Here is an 8,236-nt window from a genome sequence, read left to right as displayed (position 1 = left end):
GGTACTGCAGGGGGGACCCTGTGGGAGAGTAGGACGCCGCCGAACAATCATTGTGGGAAAGCCCCGCACCTTCTGGTGCGGGGCTTTTCTGCGTTTACGGGGTCTTTATCGGAGAGCGCCGAAGCGGGCCACGTAATGCCAGACGCGCTTGAGCGCCTGTTCGTCGTAGCGGCCCGTCCGGGCGGCTTCGCCCAGGATGCGGGGCGTCAGGACGCCGGCCACGGCGATGGACGAACCGAGGTCGACGAAGTCCTGGCCGCGGTACTCGGGGTGCTGGCAGAGTTCAGGATTCGGGCTCCAGGTAGCTGTCCGGGTAGCAGAAGGTGGTGCGGGGCAGGGTTTCCGGGCGGAGGCGGAGGTGGGCGGAGCCGAAGCGGGGAGCGGCACCGGCCGGGTTGTGCCGGAAGTTGAGGGCGCCGTACACCGGGCGCTCCGCCGCCGGGGCTTCGTCGTAGGCGCCGCCGAAGATGCGGCTCTCCCAGTGCCAGCGGGCGCCGCCCGGGTGGGCGGTGAGTCCGCCGTTGCTGGTTCCCGTGACGAACTGCGAGCGGTACACGCCCTCCTCGGCGAGGGCGGTGAGGATCGGGCGGGCGTCGGTGACGCGGTCCGGGTGGAAGTTGAGCGTGACCGTGAGACCCGGGTCCAGGGGCGGACCGGAGGACAGGGCGGTGACGTGGGCGAGCGCCTGGGAATGCGGGTGCATGGGGGCAGTGTGCATCAGGGGCGTGGCTAGGATCCCGGGTTATGGATCATCAGCATGTGGTGCGGGCGGTGCGGGCCGAGGAGTGGCAGCGGGTCAAGGCGTTGAGGTTGGACGCCCTGAGGGATCCGGTGGCGCCGGTGGCCTTCCTGGAGACGCTGGGGCAGGCGGAGGCGCGGCCGGACGCGCTCTGGCAGGAGCGGGCCCGGGGGGCCTCGCACGGGCGGGCCGCGCGGCAGTTCATCGCCGAGGGGCCCGACGGGGAGTGGGGCGGCTCCGTGACCGTGCTGGTCGAGGAGGAGGGGACCACCGACTTCTTCGACGTACCCGTGGAGAAGGCGCAGGCGCACGTGGTGGGTGTGTTCGTGCGGCCCGGGCTGCGGGGTACGGGGCTGGCCGAGGCGCTCTTCGCGGCCGCCCTGGAGTGGGCCTGGGCGTTGGAGGGGCCGGCGCTGGAACGCGTACGGCTCTTCGTGCACGAGGAGAACCCGCGGGCGGCCGCCTTCTACCGGAGGATCGGGTTCGTGCCGAGCGGGCGGGTGGTGGAGGCGGAGTCGGGGGCCGAGGAGCACGAGTACGTGCTCGGGCGCACCTAGCCGTCGAAGCGGGCGTGGGGCCAGCGGGTGCGGGCCTGTTCGCGGCTGCGGCACAGGGCCAGGAGGGGGAGGGTCTCGTCCTGGAGGAGGTCCGGGAGCTGGGGGACGGGGGCGACGGCCGCCACGTCCTCGAGGACCAGCGTCAGTGGTGGGTCGAGCCGGCCGTGGGATGACCGTGCGGCCATGCGGCGGCCGTGCTCGACCACGTCCGAGGCGAGTGCGGTGAGCAGGGGCATCGCACCCGGGTGCGTACGGGGGTCCTCCAGGGATTCGCCCAGTACGTAGAGGGTTCCCCCTTCGGCGGTGAACGATGCCAGGGTGAGGGAATCCGTACGGTTCGGGTTGCAGGCCTCGCGGATGTGGATCGAGGTCAGGCAGGACAGGGCGCGGGCCGCGAGTTGCTGGGCCTGGTCGCGGCGTTCGGGGTGGGCCGTGAGGGCGCTCTCGAGTTCGCCGGCCGCTCCGGGGGCCGCCTTCGGGTGGGTGCGCAGGGTACGGACGGGGTCCTGGGCGCCGTTGCCCTGGGCCCAGCGGGCCAGCTGCTTGAAGGGGAGGCCGTCGAGGGCGGCGGCCTGGAGCCAGCTGCGGAGCAGGGTCTCGGCGGTGTCGGCGAGGGCGCTGTCCAGGCGGGCCTGGGGGCGTACGGGGGCCAGCAGGGCGATCGCCCGGGCGGCGGCGGTGTCGCGGTCGGCGCAGCCGTCGGCGGGGTGCCAGTGCATGCGGGCCGGGGTGTCGCACAGGTGGGAGGGGTCGTAGAGGAGGACCGGGCCGAGTTTCGCCCGGGCGTCCTTGGTTTCCGCCCACAGTGCGGGGGACGAGGTGACGACCAGGGCGGCGCCCTCGGCGGCCGCGAGGGCGTGGGCGGCGAGGCGGTGGCGTTCGGCCGGGCTGCCGTAGGCGAGGCGGGGGGCGGGGGCGGGGGCGGGGGCGGTGCGGGCCGGGGCGTAGCCGAAGCCGTAGCGGTAGGCGTCGTCGGCCGGGGCCGGGGCGTCGCCGGCCGAGGTGTAGCGGGCCGGGGTCGGCTTGCGGGGCGGGGCGCCCGGTGCGGAGGCGGCGGAGACGGGGGCGTGCGCGGCGGAGAGGATCGGCGCGGGGGCCGATGCCGGGGCGTGGGCCGGGCCGGGGGGCGTCGTGCGGCTCTGGGCGTCCGCTGCCGTCGGCCCGGGTGGTGCGAGGCCGGCGGCGGGGGGCGGCGGGGCCTGCGGCGTGGTCGGGGCGGGGACCCGGCCGGGATCCGGGGCGGGTGCCGGCTCCGGTGGGGCGGCCTCGCGCCTGGCGCGGGTGCGGCGGGCCTTCGTACGGGCGACGACGCCCATCGTGAAGATCGTCAGCACCAGCACGACCAGGAGCTGGCTGATGAACAGTCCCCAGAACAGGCCCCATCCCGGGAGGGCGCTCGGGGCGGTGTCGGGCCAGGCCGCGGGGAGGTCGTGGGGTTGCGTTATCAGGGCGCGAACGGCCCCCGGGGTGCGGGTGAAGGTGACGGTGGCCGGCCAGGCGCCCTTCGCGAAGAGGGCCGCGAGGCCGGTGGCCGACCAGACCAGGACGGCGAGGCCGAGGAGGAAGGCCAGGAGGCCGACGAGTACCCCGTCGGGGATGCCGCCGCCGCGCGCGGGGGGCTCCGTACGTCTCGCGTCGGGCATGGTCAGGCCACCGTGGTCGCTGATCCGGGGCCGGAGCCCCGCTGGCGTTCGATGTACAGGGCTCGTTCCTCCGCTTCGAGTTCGGCGGCCAGCAGCTCTTCGGGGAGCTGCTGCGGGGTGGAGGACTCCGTCATCGCGCGGTCGGTGTAGACGAGGGGGCGTTCGGTTTCGGTGATCAGGTGTTTGACGACCTGGACGTTGCCGTTGACGTCCCAGACGGCGATGCCGGGGGTGAGGGTCGGGATGATCTCCACGGCCCAGCGGGGGAGGCCGAGGACGCGGCCGGTGGCGCGGGCCTCGTCGGCCTTCTGGGCGTAGATGGTTCTGGTGGAGGCCATTTTGAGGATGGCGGCGGCCTCGCGCGCGGCGGCGCCGTCGACGACGTCGGAGAGGTGGTGGACGACGGCGACGAAGGACAGGCCGAGGCGGCGGCCGAACTTCAGGAGGCGCTGGAAGAGCTGGGCGACGAAGGGGCTGTTGATGATGTGCCAGGCCTCTTCGACGAGGAAGATGCGCTTCTTGCGGTCGGGCCGGATCCAGGTGTGTTCCAGCCACACGCCGACGATCGCCATGAGGATGGGCATGGCGATGGAGTTGCGGTCGATGTGGGAGAGGTCGAAGACGATCAGCGGGGCGTCGAGGTCGATGCCGACGGTGGTGGGGCCGTCGAACATGCCGCGGAGGTCGCCGTCGACCAGGCGGTCGAGGACGAGGGCGACGTCGAGGCCCCAGGCCCGGACGTCGTCTATGTCGACGTTCATGGCCTGGGCGGATTCGGCTTCGGGGTGCCGCAGCTGTTCGACGATGTCGGTGAGGACGGGCTGGCGGTCCTGGATGGTGTCGACGACGTAGGCGTGGGCGACCTTGAGGGCGAAGCCTGAGCGTTCGTCGAGGCCGTGGCCCATGGCGACTTCGATGATGGTGCGGAGCAGCGCGAGCTGTCCGGTCGTGGTGATCGCCGGGTCGAGGGGGTTGAGGCGGATCCCGTCGTCGTTGGCGGCGATGGGATCCAGGCGGATGGGGGTTATCCCCAGCTGCTGGGCGATGAGGTTCCACTCGCCGACGCCGTCCTCGCCCTGGGCGTCGAGAACGACGACCTGGCGGTCGCGGAAGCGGAGCTGGCGCAGGACGTACGTCTTCTCCAGGGCGGACTTGCCGTTGCCGGATTCGCCGAGGACGAGCCAGTGGGGGGCGGGGAGCTGCTGGCCGTAGAGCTGGAAGGGGTCGTAGATGTAGCCCTTGCCGCTGTAGACCTCGCGGCCGATGATCACGCCGGAGTCGCCGAGGCCGGGGGCGGCGGTGGGGAGGTAGACGGCCTGGGCCTGGCCGGTGGAGGTGCGGACGGGCAGGCGGGTGGTCTCGACCTTGCCGAAGAGGAAGCTGGTGAAGGCGTCCGTCAGCGCGGACATGGGATCTCGCATGGGCGGCACTTCCCTCCAGCTAGCGTCGGATGCCGGTGGCGAACGGCAAGGTGTTGACGAAGGCGCGGTGGTGCTCGCGGTCGCACCATTCCAGCTTCAGGTAGGACTTGCCGGCGGAGGCGCGGATGGTGCGCTTGTCGCGGGCGAGGGCTTCGGGTGAACGTGAGGACACCGTGATGTACCCGACGAGGTTGACTCCGGCAGCGCCGCTGGCGAGATCTTCACCCCTCTGGTCGAGGCGGCCGTGGGCGGCGATGTCGCGGGGGTCGACGGTGCGGTTCATCTTGGCGGCGCGGGAGGCGTCGGCCTCGTCGTTGGTCTTCTCGGTGAGCATGCGCTCGATGGCGATCTCGGTGGGTTCGAGGTCCATGGTGACGGCGACGGTGCGGATGACGTCCGGGGTGTGGACGAGGAGGGGGGCGAGGAAGTTGACGCCGACCGGGGTCATCGGCCATTCCTTCACCCAGGCGGTGGCGTGGCACCAGGGGGCGCGGGTGGAGGATTCGCGGGTCTTGGCCTGGAGGTAGGTGGGCTCCACGGCGTCGAGCTCTGCGGGCCAGGCGTTGCGCTTGGTCATGGCCTGGATGTGGTCGATGGGGTGGTCCGGATCGTACATGGAGTGCACGAGGGAGGACAGGCGTCCCTGGCCGAGGGGCTGGCGGACGCGGATGTCGGCTTCGGCGAGGCGGGCGCAGATGTCGGTGAGCTCGCGGGCCATGACGATGGCGAGGCCGGCGTCGCGGTCGAGCTTGCGTCCCTTGTGGTTGCCGGCGCGGGCGATGGTGTTGGCTTCGGCGGCGAGCTCGCGGGTGTAGTGCATGCAGGCGACGAGGTAGGCGCGGTGCTGCTCCGAGGAGGTGGAGACCATCGACTGGAGCTGGTCGTAGGAGTCGCGCAGCCAGGCCGGGGCGCGGGTGTCCCCGCGCTGGGCGACGTCCTTGGCGTGGGCGTCGGGGTCGGCGGGGAGGGTGCGGGCGAGCATCTGGAGGCGGGTGACGAAGCCGTCGCCGTTGGCGACGTGCTTGAGGAGGGTGCCGAAGCGGTCGACGAGGGCTTCCTGGTCCTCGCTGTCGCGCAGGCCGACGCCGGGGCCTTCGATCTCGATGGCGGCGGTGACGGTTCTGCGGTCGGCGTGGAGCAGGACGGCGATCTCGTCGGGGCCGAAGGGGGCGGCGAGCCAGTTGATGCGGCCGATGCCGGGGGGCGGGCCGACTTCGACCTCGCGGCCGTCGGCGGCGCGGGTGCCGGCTTCCATGGCGCTGGAGCGGTACGTCGTGCCGCGGCGCAGGGTGCGCTTGTAGCTGCGGCTGATCTCGAACCACCGGTAGAAGGTGCGGCCCTTGTAGGGGACGTACACGGCGGCGAGGGCGAGCAGCGGGAAGCCGGCGAGGCTGACGATGCGCAGGGTGAGGTCGGGGACGAGCAGTCCGCTCATCATGCCGAAGAACGCGCCGACGATGATCAGCGCGATTTCGCCGGTTTCGCGGTTCTTGCCGACGATCGCGTTCGGCCGGGCCCGGCCGATGAGATACGTGCGGCGGGGCGCGACCGGGTGGAGCTGGTGGGACTGGGTCGTCAACGCCCGTCACCTCCTGTGTTCCTCGTACTCGAGCCAGTGCGGGGCGCGGGGGCGGCGGAGGGGACGGTTCCGCCGGTGGACCCGCTGCCGGAGCGGCGGCTGCTGTGGGCGGCCATGCCTCCGGAGATCTGGTTGGCGTCGCCGCCGCCGGGGTTGCCGCCGCCGGCGCGGTGGGCGCCGCCGCGGCTGCTGTGGGTCTTGATGCCCTGGGAGACGAGGGAGGCCGGGGAGCTGATGACGGCGGCGGCCTGGGCGCCGTCGGTGGCCTTGGAGCGGTTGGTGCGGGCGGAGGCGATCTCGTCGCCGAAGCCGGGGACGAAGCGGTAGATCATCGCGGAGGCGAAGATCGCCAGGAGGATGATGGCGAGGCCGGAGACGACGGCGGAGAAGGCGTCGGGGCCCTTGTCGCCGGCGAGGGCTCCGGCGAGGCCGAGGACGATGACGATGACCGGTTTCACGAGGATGACGGCGATCATGATGCCGGCCCAGCGGCGGACGTGGCCCCACATGTTGCGGTCGACGAGTCCGGCGTAGACGACGGTGCCGAGGAGGGCGCCGACGTAGAGCAGGGCGGCGCGGATGACGAGCTCGAGCCAGAGCACGCCGGCGGCCAGGACGGTGACGAGGGCGACGACGATCAGCATGATCGGGCCGCCGCCGATGTCCTGGCCCTTCTTGAGGGCTTCGGAGAAGGAGCCGAAGAAGACGTCGGTCTGGCTGCCGGTGGCGGCGGAGATGACCTCGGTGACGCCGTCGGTGGCGGAGACGACGGTGTAGAGGACGAGCGGGGTGAAGGCGGAGGCCAGGACGGTCAGCCAGAGGAAGCCGATGGCCTCCGAGAGGGCGGTGGTGAGGGGGACGCCGCGGATGGCGCGCTTGGCGACGGCCAGCAGCCACAGGACGAGGGTCAGGATGGTGGAGGCGGCGAAGACGACGGCGTACTGCTGGAGGAACGCCGGGTTGGTGAAGTCGACGTTGGCGGTGGACTTGACCGCTTCGCTGAGCTTGCCGACGATCCAGGCGGCGGCGTCGGCGCAGCCCTTGGCGAGGGAGGCGAGGGGGTTGAGGGCGTCGGGCGGGCTGGTGGGCGAGAGGCCGGTGCCGGGTCCGGTGCCGGGGGCGTTGCCGGCCTGGCGTTCGCAGTCCTCCTTGAGGGGGCCGATGACCCCTTCGCAGCGGGAGGGGGCGGGCGTGCCGGACGGGGAGGCGGAGGGCGAGCCGGAGGGGGGCGGTGTGGGGCTGGGTGCGGCGTAGGCCCGGGCGGACAGCAGGACGAGGGCCGTCTGTACGGCGGCCAGGGCCGCGGCGGTGCGGGCGCCGGCGGTGCGGGCGCCGGCGGTCCGGGCGCTGGCGGTCCGGGCGCCGGCGGCGCGGGCGCCGGCGGCGCGCGGGTGGCGGGTGGTGCCCGTACGGCGGTCGGGGCGGCGACTACCGGGCATAGGTGAACCCTCCGAACTCCTGGACGGCCTTGCTGATGTCGTCGGACGTGGAGGCGGCGACGTCGCCGGGTACCGGGGCGGGGCCGTCCTGCTGGCTGTCGGAGGTGACCTTCCAGTCGTCGCCGGCCCAGGCCAGGTCGAACGTCCAGGTCTTCCAGGTGGTGCGGACCGGGGTGGTGGACTTGGCGCCCGACATCCCGACCAGGCCCGTGTACCAGACGGCGACCTTCGCGGCGGTCGGGCCGTAGCTCTCGACGCGGGTGCCGACGGGCACGGCGCGGGTGACGAAGGTGCTGCCCTGCGGGGCGCTGCCGTTCGCGTCGAGGCCCAGGGTGGCGAGGAAGGCGGGGGAGTACGCCGCGTCCTGCGCGCCCTTGCGCTGCGCCGCCGCCTCGGGGGTGTAGATGCCGTCCACCAGGGCGTGCCGGACGTCCTTCTTCAGCATCCCGTCGGAGCCGAGAGCCACCGCGTAGTTGGCGGCCGCCGACTGGGCGCCCTGTTCGTCGTGGGCGAAGCCCTTCGGGATGCCGGCGGACTTGCCGGTGACCGGGGCGGTGCCGGTGGGGGCGGTGGCGTCCGCGGCCGGGGGTTTGTCGGAGGCGGCGGGCGGCGTGGAGTCCTGGGACCGGTTCGCGAACGCGATGGCGGCGACGAGCAGGACCACCACCCCGACCACCGTGATCAGGCCGCGGGAGGCGCGGGGGGTGCGGCGGGGCGTGCCGTACGGGTCGGAGGGCAGGTCCGGGAGCCGGGTGCGGGTCTGGCCCGTGCCGCCGACCTCGGCGTGGCCGCTGCCGCCGCCGTACTGGTCGTCGTTGCTCATTGCGTGTCCGCCCCCTCCGCGTCGTACGACGGTAG

General features: G+C 73.0%; 6 protein-coding genes and 1 pseudogene. 1 reads left to right on the top strand and 6 read right to left on the bottom strand.

Annotation, left to right across the window (positions count from 1 at the left end):
* Window positions 1-105: 105 nt before the first annotated feature.
* Window positions 106-703 (bottom strand): annotated as a pseudogene (locus AB0D45_RS30505) (DUF3626 domain-containing protein).
* A gap of 41 nt (window positions 704-744) precedes the next feature.
* Between AB0D45_RS30505 and AB0D45_RS30500 the strand changes: the two are divergent.
* A complete protein-coding gene (locus AB0D45_RS30500; RefSeq protein WP_362465014.1) occupies window positions 745-1,296 on the top strand; it encodes a GNAT family N-acetyltransferase in 552 nt (183 codons plus the stop codon).
* Here the strand turns inward: AB0D45_RS30500 and AB0D45_RS30495 are convergent.
* The 5 genes from AB0D45_RS30495 to AB0D45_RS30475 are packed head-to-tail and all read right to left on the bottom strand — an operon-like array spanning window position 1,293 to window position 8,201.
* Window positions 1,293-2,939: a type VI secretion protein gene (locus AB0D45_RS30495; RefSeq protein ID WP_362465011.1), complete on the bottom strand. Its 1,647-nt coding sequence runs from the start codon at window positions 2,937-2,939 to the stop codon at window positions 1,293-1,295. The genes AB0D45_RS30500 and AB0D45_RS30495 overlap by 4 nt on opposite strands.
* Before the next feature lie 2 nt (window positions 2,940-2,941).
* Complete coding sequence (locus tag AB0D45_RS30490) at window positions 2,942-4,360, bottom strand: ATP-binding protein (RefSeq protein WP_362465008.1); 1,419 nt, start codon at window positions 4,358-4,360, stop codon at window positions 2,942-2,944.
* A 19-nt stretch (window positions 4,361-4,379) separates the two neighbouring features.
* On the bottom strand, window positions 4,380-5,939 hold the full coding sequence (locus AB0D45_RS30485; protein WP_361609510.1) for an SCO6880 family protein: 1,560 nt from the start codon (window positions 5,937-5,939) through the stop codon (window positions 4,380-4,382).
* The gene (locus tag AB0D45_RS30480) at window positions 5,936-7,378 is read right to left on the bottom strand and encodes a hypothetical protein (protein ID WP_362465005.1); all 1,443 of its coding nucleotides are present in this window, start codon (window positions 7,376-7,378) and stop codon (window positions 5,936-5,938) included. Before AB0D45_RS30480 ends, AB0D45_RS30485 begins: the two co-directional genes overlap by 4 nt.
* Window positions 7,368-8,201, bottom strand: coding sequence for a hypothetical protein (locus tag AB0D45_RS30475; RefSeq protein ID WP_362465003.1), 834 nt, complete (start codon window positions 8,199-8,201; stop codon window positions 7,368-7,370). Before AB0D45_RS30475 ends, AB0D45_RS30480 begins: the two co-directional genes overlap by 11 nt.
* Between the last annotated feature and the right edge of the window lie 35 nt (window positions 8,202-8,236).

This window comes from Streptomyces sp. NPDC048352, from assembly GCF_040651895.1.
GTDB lineage: Bacteria > Actinomycetota > Actinomycetes > Streptomycetales > Streptomycetaceae > Streptomyces.
Note: the sequence above shows the minus strand (reverse complement) of the source record. Positions and strands in the feature narration are given on the sequence as shown.